Origin of the sequence: Streptomyces sp. NPDC051907, assembly GCF_040681075.1 — a bacterium.
Taxonomy (GTDB): Bacteria; Actinomycetota; Actinomycetes; order Streptomycetales; family Streptomycetaceae; genus Streptomyces.
This window is the reverse complement of record NZ_JBFAYB010000032.1, coordinates 12487-27830: the sequence shown is the minus strand read 5'-3', so window position 1 is coordinate 27830 and position 15344 is coordinate 12487. Positions and strand designations below refer to the sequence as shown.

General features: G+C 73.8%; 11 protein-coding genes. 6 read left to right on the top strand and 5 right to left on the bottom strand.

The features are described from left to right. Positions 1-5: 5 nt before the first annotated feature. Complete coding sequence (gene lnt, locus AB0M39_RS18720; RefSeq protein WP_365365592.1) at positions 6-1631, bottom strand: apolipoprotein N-acyltransferase; 1626 nt, start codon at positions 1629-1631, stop codon at positions 6-8. Between the two features lie 668 nt (positions 1632-2299). Between lnt and AB0M39_RS18715 the strand changes: the two genes are divergently transcribed. Beyond that, positions 2300-3397: an O-antigen ligase family protein gene (locus tag AB0M39_RS18715; protein WP_365365590.1), complete on the top strand. Its 1098-nt coding sequence runs from the start codon at positions 2300-2302 to the stop codon at positions 3395-3397. An 80-nt stretch (positions 3398-3477) separates the two neighbouring features. Here the strand turns inward: AB0M39_RS18715 and AB0M39_RS18710 are convergent, their stop codons facing one another. Together AB0M39_RS18710 and AB0M39_RS18705 are read right to left on the bottom strand one after the other, a co-directional pair. After that, on the bottom strand, positions 3478-4035 hold the full coding sequence (locus AB0M39_RS18710; RefSeq protein ID WP_365365588.1) for a hypothetical protein: 558 nt from the start codon (positions 4033-4035) through the stop codon (positions 3478-3480). 81 nt (positions 4036-4116) lie between these two features. After that, entirely contained in the window at positions 4117-4902 is a 786-nt protein-coding gene (locus AB0M39_RS18705; RefSeq protein ID WP_365365586.1) for an aspartate/glutamate racemase family protein, read from the bottom strand. A 58-nt stretch (positions 4903-4960) separates the two neighbouring features. On the opposite strand from AB0M39_RS18705, the gene AB0M39_RS18700 reads away from it, so the two are divergent. Then, positions 4961-6133 carry a glycosyltransferase gene (locus AB0M39_RS18700; protein WP_365365584.1) on the top strand — a complete coding sequence of 391 codons (1173 nt, stop codon included), beginning with the start codon at positions 4961-4963 and terminating at the stop codon, positions 6131-6133. A 21-nt stretch (positions 6134-6154) separates the two neighbouring features. Here the strand turns inward: AB0M39_RS18700 and AB0M39_RS18695 are convergent, their stop codons facing one another. Further along, on the bottom strand, positions 6155-7426 hold the full coding sequence (locus AB0M39_RS18695; RefSeq protein ID WP_365365582.1) for a TerD family protein: 1272 nt from the start codon (positions 7424-7426) through the stop codon (positions 6155-6157). Positions 7427-7678: 252 nt separating this feature from the next. Between AB0M39_RS18695 and AB0M39_RS18690 the strand changes: the two genes are divergently transcribed. The 4 genes from AB0M39_RS18690 (at position 7679) to AB0M39_RS18675 (ending at position 12446) form a co-directional block, all read left to right on the top strand. Next, the gene (locus tag AB0M39_RS18690; protein ID WP_365365580.1) at positions 7679-8164 is read left to right on the top strand and encodes a DUF6643 family protein; all 486 of its coding nucleotides are present in this window, start codon (positions 7679-7681) and stop codon (positions 8162-8164) included. Positions 8165-8201: 37 nt separating this feature from the next. Continuing rightward, positions 8202-9023 carry an MOSC N-terminal beta barrel domain-containing protein gene (locus AB0M39_RS18685; protein WP_365365578.1) on the top strand — a complete coding sequence of 274 codons (822 nt, stop codon included), beginning with the start codon at positions 8202-8204 and terminating at the stop codon, positions 9021-9023. 237 nt (positions 9024-9260) lie between these two features. Continuing rightward, positions 9261-9869 (top strand): hypothetical protein, encoded by a 609-nt coding sequence (locus AB0M39_RS18680; protein WP_365365576.1) that lies wholly within the window; start codon positions 9261-9263, stop codon positions 9867-9869. Between the two features lie 180 nt (positions 9870-10049). After that, the gene (locus AB0M39_RS18675) at positions 10050-12446 is read left to right on the top strand and encodes a right-handed parallel beta-helix repeat-containing protein (protein ID WP_365365574.1); all 2397 of its coding nucleotides are present in this window, start codon (positions 10050-10052) and stop codon (positions 12444-12446) included. 87 nt (positions 12447-12533) lie between these two features. Here AB0M39_RS18675 and AB0M39_RS18670 read toward each other — a convergent pair whose 3' ends face one another. After that, on the bottom strand, positions 12534-15101 hold the full coding sequence (locus tag AB0M39_RS18670) for a hypothetical protein (protein WP_365365572.1): 2568 nt from the start codon (positions 15099-15101) through the stop codon (positions 12534-12536). Positions 15102-15344 lie beyond the last annotated feature (243 nt).

Here is a 15344-nt window from a genome sequence, read left to right as displayed (position 1 = left end):
CGACCCTATCCGGCGTCGACTGCCCGATCCCGCTCTTCGGTCTGCCGGCGGCGGGCGCGCACGGTCTGTCCGACGACCCAGCCGAGGCCGCACGCGCCGAGCGCCAGCAAGATCGCCTCGGGCCAGACGCCCATCCGCGTGGCCGGAGTGAGCGAGGAGCGCAGCGGCACCTCGGCGACCAGCGCGTCCGGGGTGAACATCTCCGTCCGCTGGACGATCTTCCCGTCGGGCATGATGACCGCGCTGACGCCGCTGGTGACGGGGACGACGACGGCCCGGCTGTGCTCGACGGCCCGCACCCGCGACATCGCGAGCTGCTGGTAGGTCATCTCGCTGCGCCCGAAGGTGGCGTTGTTGCTGGGTACGGAGATCAGCTGCGCGCCATGGGTGACGGTGTCCCTGGCCGCGTCGTCGAAGGCCGCCTCGAAGCAGGTGACCAGGCCGACCTCGGTGCCCGCCAGGTCGAAGACGCCCACCTTGTCGCCGGGGCCGAAGTCCCGCTGCACCCGGTCGACGTTCGAGTTGAAGATCCGCACCACGGACCGCATCGGGATGTACTCGCCGAACGGCTGCACATGGCGCTTGTCGTAGGTGTCCACGGGGCCGCGCTCGGGGTCCCATTCGATCAGCGTGTTGCGGAGCTTGCCGGTGTCGGGCGTGACGACCGCGCCGACCACCGTGGGCACGCCGATCTCCCGTACGGCCTTGTCGATGACGAGTTTCGCGTCGCCGTTGCGGTACGGATCGAGGTCCGAGGAGTTCTCCGGCCACAGCACGAAGTCCGGCTTGGGCGCCTTGCCAGCACGGACTTCCCTGGCCAGCTGCTCGGTCCGCTGGGCATGGTTGTCGAGGACCGCGCGGCGCTGGTCGTTGAAGTCGAGTCCGAGGCGCGGCACGTTGCCCTGGATCGCGGCGACGGTCGCGGTGCCGTCCTCGGCGGAGTCGTCGACCAGGGGCAGCGCGGCGAGCGCGCCCGCGACGGGGACCAGGACGGAGAGCAGCGCGGCCACGGCGGCGTTGCGGGGCAGCCTGCCGGTGCGGCGGTACTCGACGGCGCGGCGGACGGTCTCGTACAGCCCGAAGCCGCACAGGACGACCGCGAAGCTGAGCAGCGGAGTCCCGCCCACGGCGACGAGCGGCAGGAAGAATCCGTCCGCCTGCCCGAACGCGATCTTGCCCCAGGGGAAGCCGCCGAACGGCACGCTCGCGCGGGCGGCCTCGCCCACGACCCACACGGCCGCGCCCCATAGCGGCCACGCGGGCAGCCGGGTCACCGCGGCGATGCCCATACAGGCGAGCCCGACGAACACGGCCTCCACGGCGGTCAGCGCCAGCCAGGGGCCCGCGCCGACCTCCTCGCCGGTCCAGACGAGCAGCGGCAGCAGGAATCCGAGGCCGGCGAGGTAGCCGAGACCGAAGGCGGTACGCAGCCTGCGGCAGCCGTGCAGGCTCCAGCCGAGCAGGGCGAAGGCGGGCAGGGCCAGCCACCACAGCGATCGCGGCGGGAAGCTCACATAGAGGAGCACACCGGCCAGCACGGCAGCGCCGGGCCGTGCCAGCCGCAGCAGCAGGGGCTGGCGGGCGGCTGGGGCGGGCTGTGCGGTGTCGGCTGGGGCGATGGTGGTGCTCACCTGCCGGAGTCTACGGCGGTGGGCTGTGCGCCCGGCAGCCGGTCCGCTGCGGAGCCGGCTGCCCGATCGTGAGCGACCCGCGCCGGCCCGCGCCGTCGGGTGCTGATCGACCGCCTGGGGGTGCGCCGGGCCGCGCCGTCGTGTGCTGCTCGACGGCGTCACCAGGCGCTGATCGACCGCCTGGAACCGCGCCAGCCCGCGCCGTCCGGTGCCGATCGACCGCGTCACCGGGTGCTGATCAACCGCCTAGACCCCCGTCGGCCCGCCTCACCGGCCCCGGTCGCCCGCCGCGGGCCCGCGTCACCAGGCGCAGATCCATGATCGGCCAGCGGCACCGAGCCCGGCTCGCTCCCTACAGCCGTCCCCCGTCAGGCGTGATCGCCCCTCCATAGCCGACGCGCCCGCGAGCCGACGCCCATAGCGCCGGACGTGCGTGGCTCGTCGACGCCCTCCGGACCGGTCGCGCGGGCCGTCGCGGTCGAGGACGCGGGCTCCCTCGGCACGTTCCACGGGCATCGGCTTCTCCTCGGAAGTCGACTTATGCAGCAACGTTCCTGCGCAACCCATCCACAAACCCCCGTCTCTGCCGTTACCGTGTCCGCCAGCCCTGCCACCCGACCGAGTCGACTGCTGCGGCGGGGCCTGTCACACGTCGGGGGGTCGACGGGATGGCTGCACCGGACGGCCGGTCAGCGGCGCACGAGCGCGGCCGCGCCGCCGACGTCACGGGCGTCGTCGTCCTGAGCGCCTGTGCCGTGTGGTCGCTGATCAGCGCGGCGGGACGCGACGCACGGCCCGAAGGCGTGCTGCTCGCGGTGTTCGCGGTCGCCGCCGGGTATGCCTGCGGCCGCATCTGCGGCACCCTGCTGCCGGTCGCCGCCGCATCGGCCGCCGCCCTCGCCGCGCTCGCACTGGCCGTCGCCTCCCGCCAAGGGGTGCCCGGCGCGACCCCTGGCGGCGACACGCCTCCCGGCCACACCGGCGCCGCCGCGGCGCTGCTGATCCTCGCCGTGGGAGCGGCCTGCTGCGCCGCCGCAGCAGCCCGGGCGCCCCTGCTCCGCCTCGGGCTGCGGCTGTTCGCGCTCGCCGTCGTCTGCGTGGCGCTCCCGCTCGGGACCCCCGCCGGGTTCGCGGCGGCTCTGGGCGTTCTGCTCTGCTCGCTCGCCGCCGTCCGGATGCGCCGGCGGACTATAGGGCTCGCCGGGCTCGCCCTCGCCACCGCACTGGCGGTCGCCGGCTCCTGGGGCGTCGCCGAGGACGCGCTGCCGCCCGGGCTCACGGTCGCCGTGGAGGGGCAGCTGACGCAGAACCGCGTGGCTCTATGGCGTGACGCGCTCGCTCTCGCCAAGGACGATCCGATACGAGGCGCGGGCCCGGAGCGCTTCGCCAAGCTCAGCCCGACCGCCCAGCAGTCGCTGGGCTCCGACGGCCAGCCGCACTCGGCCACCCTCCAGCAGGCGGCGGAACAGGGCGGGGTGGGCGTGACGCTGCTGGGGGCAGCGTTCGGCTGGCTGCTGTACGGGCTGTGGCGCTCGCCGCGCTCGACGCCGGTCGTGCTGAGCGCGGGCGCGGCGCTCACCGGGCTCGCGGTCTTGGCGAACGTGGGCAACGCGTTGAGCTTCGCTCCGGTGACGGCGGGCGTGGGGCTGCTCGCGGGGCTGGCGACGGCGCGCCTGCCCGGCGGGAGCTTCCACGGGGAGGGGCGGCCTGCGGAGGATCACAGCACCGGCGAAGCGGGAGCGACGGCCCGTATCCGCACGCCATAGCGCCGCAGACAGCCGCGGACAGCCACAGGCAGCCGCGGACAGGGCAGCCACAGACAGGGCAGCCGCAGAGGCCCAGCTGCTCAGATCCCGGCAGGCTTGCCCGCTCCGGCGAGCCTCAGCCGGTCGCGGATGACCCGCACGGCCGCCTCCGCGTCGTCGACGGTCACCGTGAAGGTCAGGCCGTCGCCGAGGGTGACGACGACGCCCTCGCCGCGCCGCACGATCACGGCGGTGCCCTGCTCCGGACGCCAGCGGTAGCCCCAGCCGCCCCACTGCCGCGGGGTGACCGTGGGCGCGAACTCCGCGCCCACCACATGGGCCAGCGGAATCCGTCGGCGCGGCACACCCATATGGCCGCAGCGCACTTCCAGGGCGTCGCTGTCGACCTTGACGCGCACATGGACGAAGGCGAGCGTCCCGAAGAGGATCAGCAGACCCGCGGCCACACACCCGACGACGGCCATCAGCAGCGCCGCGATGCCCGAGGTCCACGTGGAGTCGACGGCCAGCTCGATGCCGAGCGCCAGGCAGGCGCCGCCGACGGTGGCGAGCAGCCACTGCAGGTGGTTGGTCGCCCGTCCGGTCCAGATCACAGGCAGGGGCTCTACGCGCCCCTCGTCACGGAAGCGGTCCCTCATGTCCAGCAGCGTACTAACGATCCGGTCCCTGGGCACGGCGTCCGCAGGGCGGCCCCAGGGAGCCCTGGACCCTGTTCACCGTCAGTGGGCGGGGCTGACCGCCTGGAGCAGCCTGCCCTCGGCGTAGCCGAGCGCCTCCTCCGGCAGGGCGGACTCGCGTCCGCTGAGCAGCACGGTCAGGCGGCTGCTCAGCGTCGCGCCGGGTTCGGGGGACTGGCCGGCCCGGCGCAGGGCCTGAGCGGCGACCGCCCCGGCTGAGCCATGGAGCACGACCGGCGGCCGACCGGGCGGCTGGACGGCGGCGCGGATACGCTCGGCGACCAGCTCGTAATGGGTGCAGCCCAGGACGACGTCCCTTACATCGGGGGGCGTCAGCGCGGCGGCGGCGGCGACCGCACGGTCGATGGCGGCCTCGTCGGCCCGGTCGACGGCGTCCGCGAGGCCGGGGCAGGGCACCTCGGTGACGGCGACGGAGTCGGCGAAGTCCCGGATGAGACCGCGCTGGTAGGGGCTGCCGGTGGTGGCGGGGGTGGCCCAGATGGCGACCGGGCCGCCGCCGGACGCGGCGGGCTTGATCGCGGGGACCGTGCCGATGACCGGGAGACCGGGCTCCAGCTCGGCCCGCAGGGCGGGCAGGGCGTGCACCGAGGCTGTGTTGCAGGCGACGATCAGCGCGTCGGGCCGGTGCGCGGCGGCCGCGCGAGCCACCAGGAGCGCCCGCTGGGCGAGGTCCTCGGGCGTGCGCGGGCCCCAGGGCATGCCGTCGGGGTCGCAGGAGAGCACGAGATCCGCGTCAGGCCGCAGTCGGCGTACCGCGACGGCCGCCGGGAGCAGCCCGATTCCGGAGTCCATAAGCGCGATCTTCACCCGGTCACCATAGTCGACCGCCCTTGCGGGGCCGCCCGGGTGGGGCAGACTGCGGCGAATGAGCGCCCTTGCGTGGATCGCCGTGATCTCTCTCGCCGCCTGGGGATGGCTGCTGGTCGGCCAGGGCTTCTTCTGGCGCACGGATCAGCGGCTGCCTCGGCGCGAGCCCCTGGAGCACTGGCCGGATGTCGCGGTGGTCGTGCCCGCCAGGGACGAGGCCGCGGTGCTGTCGGTCAGCCTGCCGTCGCTGCTGGCGCAGGAGTACCCGGGGCGCGCGGAGATCGTCCTCGTCGACGACGGCAGCACGGACGGCACCGCGGATCTCGCGCGTGCGCTGTCCGAGCGGCTCGGCGGGCTGCCGCTGCGGGTGGTCTCCCCCGGCGAGCCGGAGCCCGGCTGGACGGGGAAGCTATGGGCGCTGCGCCATGGCATCGCGCTGGCGCGGGAGCGCGCGCCCGAGTATCTGCTGCTGACGGATGCCGATATCGCCCACAAGCCGGACAGTCTGCGCGAGTTGACCGCGGCCGCCCGTGCGAACGGACTGGATCTGGTGTCGCAGATGGCGCGGCTGCGGGTCGCGAGCGGCTGGGAGCGGCTGGTGGTGCCGGCCTTCGTCTACTTCTTCGCGCAGCTCTACCCCTTCCGTTGGGTCAACAAGGCGGGCGCGCGGACGGCCGCCGCGGCGGGCGGCTGTGTGCTGCTGCGCACGGAGGCCGCCGTGCGGGCGGGCGTGCCGGAGTCGATCCGGCAGGCGGTCATCGACGATGTGTCGCTGGCGCGCGCGGTGCGGAGCAGCGGCGGCCGGATCTGGCTGGGGCTGGCCGAGCGGGTGGACAGCGTGCGCCCGTACCCCCGGCTCGCCGATCTGTGGACGATGGTCTCGCGCAGCGCGTACGCGCAGCTGCGCCACAACCCGCTGCTGCTCGCCGGGACGGTGGCCGGGCTGGGCGTCCTCTATCTCGCTGCGCCCGTGGCGCTGCTCGTCGGCGCCGCCGTCCATGACACCGCCGCCGCCTGGGCGGGCGGGCTGGCGTGGGCGGTGATGACGGGGACGTATCTGCCGATGCTGCGCTACTACCGGCAGCCGCTGCTGCTCGCTCCCCTGCTGCCGTTCACGGCGTCGCTCTATCTCGTGATGACGGTCGACTCCGCGGTGCAGCACTACCGCGGTCGGGGCGCGGCGTGGAAGGGGCGTACGTACGCCCGCCCCGAGGCCGCGCCCGACCGGTGACCATCCGCCCTCCGGCGGCGCTCACTTCCTGCCGGGGGTCCAGTTCATGCCCCAGCCGTAGGCGTAGTCGACGGTGCGCTGCGGGCTCACCCCGCGCTCGGGGACCAGGAAGCGGGCCTCGCGCTGGACGACCAGGTCGGATCCGGTGTTGGTGATGAGCGCGAGCGCGCAGACGGTCGAGGGCACGGTGCACTCGCCCAGCGAGAAGTCGATCGCGGCGCCGTGCTGCGGCTGGAGCGTGACCGTGGCGTCGAGGTCGGCGAAGCTGCGCGCGCCCTCATAGACGGTCACGAAGATGACGACGCGACGCAGTTCGTCCTTGTGGTCCAGATTGATGGTGAGGTTCTCGCCGGAGGTGCCGCCGGTGCGGTCGTCGCCGTCGAGATGGATGTACGGGGGCTGGTGCAGCGCGCCGAAGGAGTTGCCGAGCGCCTGGACGACGCCCTTGCGGCCGTCGGCGAGCTCGAAGAGCGCGCAGAGGTCGAGGTCGAGGTCGCCGTGCATGGCGACCGCGCGGCCGAGTTTCGCGCCCCAGCCCTGGAACTGCTTGCGCACCTGCCAGCTGAGGTTGACCCGCATCGCGCCGGAGGTGCCGCCCTGCTTGGTCAGCGAGACGGACGGGGTCTCCTTGGTGAGCGTCACCTTGGTCAGGCGCACGGGAGCGCTGGGCGCGGCGGCCGGCGCAGGCGGAGCGACGGGCGCCGAGACGGGGGCCGCCGCGGGCGCCCGGGGCGGGGCGGCAGCGGCGGGCGGGGCAGCCGGCGCCTGCGGCTCGTCGACCGTGATGCCGAAGTCGGTGGCGAGGCCCTCCAGGCCGGTGCTGTACCCCTGGCCCACCGCACGGAACTTCCAGGCGCCCTGCCGCCGGTAGAGCTCCCCGAGCACGAAGGCCGTCTCGACGGTGGCGTCCTCGCTGTCGTACCGCGCGATCTCGGCGCCGTTCGCCGTGTCGAGCACCCGGATGTGGAGCCCGGGCACCTGCCCGAAGCTGCCGCCCTCGGCCGACGCCGCCAGCACGATCTTCTCGATCGCCGGCTCCACGCGCGCTAGGTCGACCGACAGCAGGTCCGTCACCGTGTCCGCGGCGGTCTGCTTCCCCTCGTGGCGTACGGCCCCGGAGGCGTGGTCGGGCTGGTTGTAGAAGACGAAGTCCGCGTCGGACCTGACCTTGCCCGACGCGAGCAGCAGCGCCGAGGCGTCGACGTCGGGAACGCCGGGGCCCGAACGCCATCCCAATTCGACGCGAACATGCTGCGCCGGTACCGGACCGTTGGCTCCTTTAAGCATGGACATGCTCGCCCCCATCGCGAGTCGGAGTGCCCGAAAGCTCGTGCCCCGACAACCTATTCCCCCATACGTCCCCGGCGCCTCGCTGCACCCGCCGGTAACCCTCTCTCAGCTTGCCCTTTACAGGATCGGCACGCTTTTCGACGACCGATTTCCCCAGGTTCGCTCACATTGGGGAACCATCGTCACTCACAGCTCCCGAAACAACCCTCTTATCGGGCTCCCCAACCAGCACATCGTGGGCTTAACTTATGTGCCATGACCTCCCCCCGCTCCACCTATGGCGGCGGTTACTACTCCGCGCCGTCGTTCCCCGACACCCCCATCTACGACTCCCTTGTCGCCGAGCGGGGCACGCCTCAGATCGCACCGATCCGAGTGCCTTCCGCGTACGACACCGGCAGCGGCTATGCCGCCAACAGCTATCTGCCGGCGCTGCCCGCGGCCCTGCCCGCCCTCCCGGCGGGCCCCTCCCAGTCCGCTCCTGCCTACGGCTATCCGCAGCCGATGGCGCAGCCCGTACCGCTGCAGCAGGCGCCGGCGCCGTACATCCCGCAGCAGCAGGCCGCGCCGCGCGGCTACCCGGGCCCGCAGCAGCAGATGCAGATGCAGCAGACGCAGATGCAGCAGCGCCCGGCGGCCACCGGCTACGAGGCGATGCGGCCCGCCGCGGCGCGGCCCGCGCCCGCGCAGGTCGGGTACGAGGACCCGTACAACCGGCCCTACCAAGGCCGGGGGTACTGAACCGACCGTTGTCAGTGCCGGCTGGCAGGATGGGATCATGCCGAAGCCAGTGCTCGATTCCGTCCATGTCTACCCGGTGAAGTCGGTCGCGGGGAGCGCGCCGGGCGAGGCGCTCGTGGAGCCATGGGGACTGGCCGAGGACCGTCGATGGACGCTCGTCGACTCCTCGGCCAAGGTCGTCACACAACGCCAGCAGCCACGGCTGGCGTTGACCCGCGCCGAGCCGCTGACGGGCGGCGGCATCCGGCTGACCGCGCCGGGCCAGGCGCCGCTGACGGTCGCCGTGCCCGATCCGGTGGACACCGTGGTGACGGACGTCTTCGGGGACAAGGTCGAGGCCGTGCCCGCGGGCGAAGCCGTCGACGCCTGGTTCAGCGACTACCTCGGCGCGCAGGTGCGCCTCGTCCATCTCGACGACCCGGCCGTCCGGCGTCCGATGGACCCGAAGTTCGCACGCCCTGGGGAGACGGTCCACTTCGGCGACGCCATGCCGCTGCTCGTCGCCGCCCTCGCCTCGCTCGACGCGCTCAACTCCCTCATCGCGCAGGGCGACCATCCCGACGACGGCCCGCTGCCCATGAACCGGTTCCGGCCGAACGTCGTCGTGGACGGCACGGCCCCCTGGGCCGAGGACGACTGGACGCGGGTCGTGATCGGCGAGGTCGCCTTCCGCGTCACCAAGCCCTGCGGCCGCTGTGTCATCACGACCACCGACCAGCGCACGGCCGAGCGCGGCAAGGAGCCGCTGCGCACGCTGGCCAGGCACCGGCGGTTCGGGGACCGGCTGGTGTTCGGGCAGTACCTCGTGCCGGAGCGGACCGGCGTCATCCGGGTCGGCGACGCCGTCACGGTCGGATAGGCGCGCGCTCCCGCACACCCTCCCTGCACGCTCCGGCCGCCGCGCTCGACCGGGCAGAGCCCCCGCTCGACCGGTCCGCCCAGCCGCTCTCGACCCGCTTTCGAGAGTCCGAGAGCGGCCTCTGCTCTCCTGGAAAGCGGTCTGCCCGCAGGCATGTTGGACACAGACCCGGGACGAGGGGCTCAATGGAGTCGGGCCGGCGCGCACTCTGCCGGCGGACGCGGAGGGGGCGGGACCGTGCGAGCAGCCGCGGGAGTCTGGCGCTGGCGGCGCAATCCGCTGCGCCGTGCGACCGATCTGGTCGAGGCATGGGTGGCGCTCGCGGCCGCGCTGCTCCTCTTATTCGCGGCTCCGGCGGCCGGCTGGATCGCCGGGTCGCTGTCCGAGGAGGCGCTGCGCCAGTCGGTGCGCGTCCAGCGCCAGCAGCGTCAGCCGACCACCGCCACCGTGCTGCGCCCGGCTCCCGCGCCGAAGACCGCGGCGTACGACTCCGAGTCCTCGTCCGTGCACGAGAAGCGGCTGCGGGTAGTGGCCCAGTGGACCGCGGCCGACGGCAGTCAGCACACCGGGACGCTGACGACTGTGCTGCAGTCGCTGCGGCCCGGCGACACCCTCACGGTGTGGACCGACCCGTCGGGCCGGGTCGTCGAGCGTCCGCTGGACGCGGGAACCGCCCAGCTGCACGCGGTGCTGGCGGGCGTCGGCACGGCGCTGGGCTGCGGCGCCTTCGTCGAGTCCGTCCGACGGCTGATCGTCTGGCGGCTGAGGCGGCGCCGGTACGAGCGGCTGGACCGGGCCTGGGCCGCCTCCGGCCCCGACTGGGGCCTGACCGGCGCGGGCAGCTGACCCGCGGGAATCCGGTCTGTTCCGGAGGGCCACGCGGACTGCTCCGGACCCAAGAAGCCGACCCGTCAACTCCTGCTCTCCGCGCGCGCTACGGTGGTGCGACCTCCTGAGGGGGGCAAGGGAGCGTCGTCCTCCAAGACGCGGCTGAGCACGATCACAAGGCGGGGGCAGAACAGCGCCATGGCACAGGGCACGGTCCAGGTGACGCACACCGGCACATCGCGGTGGCGGCGCCGCACGGGCGAGTACGCCTCCCTCGCCGCGGCCCTGGAGGCCGCGGGCGACGGCGACATCCTGACCGTCGCCCCGGGCACCTACCGCGAGAACCTCGTGGTCCAGCGCGCCGTCACCCTGCGCGGCGCCGAGGGCGCGGTCGGCTCGGTGCGCATCGCGCCCCTGGACGGCGTGCCCCTCACCGTGCGCGCCTCCGCGACCGTGCAGGACCTCTATGTGGAGGGGCAGGACTCCGCGGCGCCGGCGCTGCTCATCGAGGACGGCACGCCGGAGCTCGTCGACGTGCGGATCGTCACCCGCTCCGCGTCCGGTCTGGAGGTGCGCGGCGCCGCCCGGCCCACCGTCCGCCGCTGCACGGTCGACAATCCGGCCGGCGTCGGCATCGGCGTACTGGACGGCGCGGGCGGGGTGTTCGAGGACTGCGAGGTCGTCGCGGCCGGCCAGTCGGGCGTCTCGGTGCGCGGCGGCGCGCACCCTCGGCTGGAGCGCTGCCGGGTGCACCACGCCTCCGGCGCCGGTCTGACGGTCACCGGCGAGGGCACCGCGCTGGAGGCGGTCGGCTGCGAGGTGTACGAGATCAAGGGCTCGGGCGTCCAGATCGCCTCGCGCGCCACGGCTCATCTCACCGACTCGACCGTGCACCGTACCTCCGCCGACGGCATCACCCTGGACACCGACGCCGTGCTCACCCTCTCCGACTGCGACATCCACGATATTCCGGAGAACGCGGTCGACTTGCGCTCCCGGTCGGTGCTGACGCTCACCCGCTCCACGGTCCGCCGCTTCGGACGGAACGGGCTGTCGGTCTGGGACCCGGGCACCCGGGTGGACGCCAACCAGTGCGAGATCCACGACAGCACGGGCGACTACCCCGCCGTCTGGGTCAGCGACGGCGCGACCGTCGTCCTGGACTCGTGCCGGGTCCACGACGTGCCCGACGCGCTCTTCGTCCTCGACCGCGGCTCGCGCGCGGACGTCGTCGACAGCGACCTCTCGCAGGTCCGCAACACGGCGGTGTCGGTCAGCGACGGCGCGACCGCGCAGCTCGACGACTGCCGGATCCGGGAGGCGTCCACCGGCGCGTGGTTCCGCGACCACGGCAGCGGCGGCACGCTGAACGGCTGCACCATCGACGCCGCGCAGACGGGCGTGATCGTCACCAAGGGCGCGGACCCGCTGATCGAGCGCTGCACGGTCACCTCTCCCGCCGAAGCCGGCTTCTATGTCTCGGCGGAGGGCCGCGGCACCTTCCGCGGCTGCCGGGTCACGGGCAGCGGCGGCTATGGCTTCCATGTGATGGACGGCTGCCGTACGACCCTGAGCAAGTGCCGCACCGAGCGGTGCGCTCGCGGGGGCTATGAGTTCGGCGAGGACGACGGGCCGGTCGTCGAGGACTGCACCAGCGACGAGAGCGGCGTACGGCCGGGGGCCGATCCGCCGGCCACGGCCCAGCTCACCGCGGTGCAGTCGCCCGGGCTGCTGAGCGCGGTTCCCGAGCAGCGGCCCGTCGAGACCCCGGCGGCCGAGCCCGCGCGCAGTTCCGGCGCCGTCCTCGGCGAACTGGACGCGCTGGTCGGCCTGGACAGCGTCAAGCGCGAGGTCCGCGTCCTCACCAACATGATCGAGGTGGGCCGCCGCCGCCAGGAGGCCGGGCTGAAGGCCGCGTCCGTCCGCCGCCATCTGGTCTTCACGGGCTCGCCCGGCACCGGCAAGACGACGGTGGCCCGGCTGTACGGCGAGATCCTGGCCTCGCTCGGGGTGCTGGAGCGCGGCCATCTCGTCGAGGTCTCCCGGGTCGACCTCGTGGGCGAGCACATCGGCTCCACGGCGATCCGCACCCAGGAGGCGTTCGACCGGGCGCGCGGCGGGGTGCTCTTCATCGACGAGGCGTACGCCCTCTCCCCCGAGGACTCCGGCCGGGACTTCGGCAAGGAGGCCATCGACACGCTGGTGAAGCTGATGGAGGACCATAGGGAGGCGGTCGTGGTGATCGTCGCCGGGTACACCGCCGAGATGGAGCGGTTCCTGTCGGTCAACCCCGGTGTGGCGTCCCGTTTCTCACGGACGATCACCTTCAGCGACTATGTGCCCGAGGAGCTGCTGCGGATCGTGGAGCAGCAGGCCGAGGACCATGAGTACCGGCTGGGCACGGGCACGGGCGAGGCGCTGCTGAAGTACTTCACCGCGCTGCCCAAGGGGCCTGCGTTCGGCAACGGCCGCACCGCGCGCCAGACCTTCGAGTCGATGGTGGAGCGGCATGCGGGCCGGGTCGCCGAGCTCGCCGAGGCGGACACCGACGACCTGACCCTGCTCTACCCGGACGACCTGCCCGACCTTCCCTAGGGACGAACGCCCCTAGGGACGGCCCCGGTTCTCCGAAGTCCCGCGGTCCTCCGAAGCGTCGCCGTGCTCAGAAGCGTCGCAGTGCTGCTAAGAGGCGTCCCTGTTCTCCGAAGCGTCGCGGTGCTCCGGCTGCGTCTGGCGGGGCACCGTCGGCGAGAGCCGGTCCAGCAGCTTGCCGCGCTCCGCGGCGAACCCCGGATCGGCCTGGTAATCGGAGTGGCCGAGAATCGGCTCGGGCAGCGGATAGCGCTCCGAGCGGCCGTACACCACCGGATCCTTGAGCGCCTCCCGGTCCACCTCCGGATGGTCGCCCTCAGCGGGCACCAGCACCGGCCCGCCTATCGGGTCGGTGCGCCGCCAGAGATTGCGCCAGCAGTGCACCTCGCTCCGGAGTTCGCTGAGCGCTATAGGGCCGAAGTACGCGGGGAACCAGCGGCCGTACAGCCGCTCCAGGGGCGATCCGTACGTCAGCAGCGCCACACGGCGGCGGGTGGCGGCGGGCAGCTGCCAGACGGCCGCCGCGGCCAGCACGCTGCCCTGCGAGTGACCGGAGATGACGAGCCGTCCGCCGGTCCGGTCGGTCCAGGTGCACATCCGCCAGGTGAGGTCGGGGACGGCGCGCTCGGCGTAGCAGGGCGGGGCGAAGGGGTGGGCGGCGCGCGGCCAGAAGGTGCCGACGTCCCAGAGGATGCCGATGGTGCGGCGGGCGGAGGCGTCGCGGTAGGCGCGCCGGCCCATGGTGACGAACAGTATGAAGCCGAAGCCGATCAGCCAGGAGCCCAGGGACTGCGCGCTCTCGGCGGCGGACTCGACGAAGGGGTGGCTGTCCCCGAAGGCCCTGCCGGGCACCTCCCCGCTCGCCCACGCTCCGATCACCGCGCCCACGCCGAGCAGCAGCGTGGCCCCGGCGACGATGCCGACGATCCAGGGGGCGGCGTCGGTGAGGGCGGCCCGGGCCTGGGCGCTCGCGATCCGCTGGGTGCGGACGGCGTCGGGGCGCCCCCCGCACTCCTCGTCGTAGGCCTCCTCGATCGGGCGGGCGAGCCGGCGCGCGGCGCGCAGGGTGCGTACGGCGAGGACGACGGCCGGCACGAACAGCACGACCAGCAGCACCGGGATCACCGAGGCCTGCCAGCTCAGCAGCACCGGCGGGCCCGGTATGGCGGCCTCGCCTCCCATGCCGGGCGTGCCGGGGCCGTCCAGCCAGTCGGCGACGCGCTGCGCGACGCCGCCCGTCATCACCCCGCCGAGCGCGCAGGCGAGCATCGCGACGGCGGGTCCGCCCAGACCGCGCATGGCGCTGCGCGCATGGCGGGCCCGGCGGTGCAGGGCCAGCGCGGCGACGGCGAGGGCGACGACCAGAGCGCCCTGCGCGAGAGCGATGACGCGGAAGGCGACGTCGCCGGGGAGGGTGGCGGCGGAGTCCCAGTCGGGGCGGGACCAGCCCGCGTACAGGAGCGACAGGGCGAGCAGCGCCAGGGCGACGGCAGGCAGGAAGCGCACGGCCGCGCGGTCCATCCGGGCGTCGACCCGCTTCTCGCTGCGGCCTCGGCGGAAGACCACCCAGAGCACGGCCAGGGCGCCCAGGGCGAGAGCGGCCTCCAGCAGGACGCCGAGGGCGCTTCGCAGCGCGCTGTCGGCGCCGCGGTCGTAGCGGGCCGCTGCGCCCGTGACGGCGGCGGCGACGGTGAGGAAGCCGGCGGCGGTGTGGGCGGCGCGCAGGCGGGCGACGATTCGGCGGCCGTACCAGAATCCGGGTCTGCCGAGAGCCGGCCGGACGGTCGGCGCCGCCGGTCCTGCGGGCCCCTCCGACTCCTCCCGCTCCCCCGCCTCCTCCGGCTCCCCCGCCTCCTCCGGCTCCTCCGGCTCCTCGCCCGAGGCGTCGTCCTCCTCCGACTCTGAGGCGTCGCCTGAGGCGGCGCCTGACGCCTGGTCCAAGCAGCCGCCCGCGGCCTCCGCGTCGGACGCGGTGCCTCCCGAGCCGCCGCCGGACGGCCCCAGCCCGCCCTCCGGCACGTCGTGTCCGGTGGGCGGGCGCTGCGACTCGTACGCGCTCCAGGTGCGGTTGGACAGATACCAGAGCAGGCCCACCAGCGCGGCCGGGACCGCCGCCGCGAGCGCCAGCCGGCGGCCCGGCTGCGACCACCAGCCGCCTTGCGCACTCGACATGAAGCCCAGCCAGGACCGGTTCTCGGTGCATGCCGGCGAGCCCGCGCACTGCCATGCCACCAGGTCCAACGCGACCTCGCACGCGGCGGCGGTCAGCAGCACGGTGAGGCTGAGCGCGACGAGCCGCACCAGCACGCCGTACAGCCGGGTGGTCCGCCGGCGGCCCTTGGCCCTCGGGCGCATCCAGTGCGCGAGGTTGGCCACCATGAAGGGGAGCAGCAGCAGCCATAACGCCCGCGCGCCGTTCCCCGAGGTGAGGTTGGACCAGCAGTACGCCTCCGGGATCGGCCCGTCTTCGTACCGCTCGGGGTGACGCTCGGCCTCCGCGTCGTCGGTGCGCCGGTACACGGCGGCCTTCTCGTCGCCGGTTATCCGGACCGTGCGCGGATCGCCCAGCATGTCCTGCGGGGTCGCGCCGCCGACGCCGTGGACCAGCAGCTCCAGCGCGGGACCTCCGCGCTGCGGTACCGGGGAGGCAGGGGTCACTTCGGTGGCTCGCTCTCTCGATGGGCCAGAAGACCGGAGGAGATCGGGGCGCTCGGTTGCGATGGAGAGATGGGAGGATCGGGAGGTGGGCGGCGGTGCGGCCGTGCGGCGGTTCGAGACCAGAATCCCGGACCATGGCGCTCTACCGCACGGCTCTCACGGAATCTCCCCGCGCCCGGGCCGCAAGGCACGTGCGAGGATGAGAAACCTTGGCCATAGCCGGGGTACGACGACGAGGTGTAC